Annotated in this window: 1 protein-coding gene; it reads left to right on the top strand. The window is 32.2% G+C overall.

Annotation, left to right across the window (positions count from 1 at the left end; all coding sequences use genetic code 11):
- The first annotated feature begins 279 nt into the window (after positions 1-279).
- Complete coding sequence (locus tag ACSHZO_RS15820; protein ID WP_298248422.1) at positions 280-1,203, top strand: DUF2268 domain-containing putative Zn-dependent protease; 924 nt, start codon at positions 280-282, stop codon at positions 1,201-1,203.
- The last annotated feature ends 209 nt before the right edge of the window (positions 1,204-1,412 follow it).

Here is a 1,412-nt window from a genome sequence, read left to right as displayed (position 1 = left end):
TTCATTGGGTCTAGACCCAATGAAAAAAGAAAAATTGTGTAATTTAGAGCTGTCCGAAAACGGGTAAGTCTTCAAAAACAGGGAAGCCTTCAAAACGGGTAAGTCTTCAGTGGCCATTTGAAATAAAATAGTACTTTTAGAAACTAGGAAACAAAAACCTAAGCCGACAAATCCGAATACCTTCAACCACAACTGACGATTATTCGAAACCGTTGCCCACAATAATATTTTAAGATTTTAACTTCAAACAAAATGATAAAAAATTATCTTCTAATACTAATGCTTACTGGATTTGTATCCTTTGCACAGGAAAAAAAGTCTGAATTAAATTATAAAGTAATTACGGTTGATATTGATAATTTTTGGAATGCTTATGAGGCATTAGAGAAAAGCACAGATAGTGTTCAAACTTTTCAAAGTCTATATATTGACCAAGCAAGTCCTGAATTTGAAAAATTTCTAGAATTAAGAAATTTCACCGCGAAACAATACGTAAATTGGATAAAAGGTGCTCCAGAATTTTGGAAAACAATTAGACCTCTCACATTAGAAGTTAAAAATAAAAAGAAGGAAATCGATTCCATTTATTGGAAAATGGCAGATTACTATTCTAATTTCCAAGCACCAAATATATGTTTTGCAATTTCTCCAATTCAATCCGGTGGTACCACAGATAAAGGTTTGATTTTAATAGGTACCGAAATCGCTACAGTAGATCCTGAAAAAGTAGATATTTCAGAAATAAATGGATTTATGAAAAAGGTATTTCAAAATAGTTCCGGAGATATTAAATCATTAGTTGCTCACGAATTAGTACACACTCAACAACCTAATGGTGATAATGAAAATGAATCTTTACTATCTCAAGCAATAACAGAAGGTTCAGCTGATTTTATTGCCACCCAGTTGTTACAAAAGCAATCTATGAATGCAGCTATATTTGAATATGGAGAGAAAAACCAGAAAAAATTATGGCTGGAATTTAAGAATGATCACGATGCTGAAAAAACTTTTGAAGAAACAGATTGGTTTTATAATTACAACACAAATCGCCCAGCAGATTTAGGATATTATATAGGATATAAAATTGCCGAATCTTATTACAGAAATACTAAAAATAAAAAGAAAGCTATAAAAGATATTATAAATATGAATGAGCCAAAAGAATTTTTAGAAATGAGTCATTACGGTAAATCTTTCTAATTAAATTTAGGTATTATATTACAGTGGGCAACAACGGTTCATCGCCAATAAGCGGTAGCGTTAGAAAGAAAATAATTAAATTGACCAACAAACCAATACTAAGCCGACAAATCCGCGGCCCCTACTCCGCCTACTGGCGATAACCGAGACCGTTATACACAAGTGCTCCGCAACGATTTTAGCTACTAAAAACTATTAGAATCCAATCT

The organism is Christiangramia sp. 3-2217-3z (assembly GCF_051195275.1).
Classification (GTDB): Bacteria; Bacteroidota; Bacteroidia; order Flavobacteriales; family Flavobacteriaceae; genus Christiangramia; species Christiangramia marina.
Note: the sequence above shows the minus strand (reverse complement) of the source record. Positions and strands in the feature narration are given on the sequence as shown.

Excerpts from the sequence above, each read along its gene's own strand:
- ACSHZO_RS15820 (WP_298248422.1), top strand. The coding sequence starts at position 280 with ATGCTTACTGGATTTGTATCCTTTGCACAGGAAAAAAAGTCTGAATTA.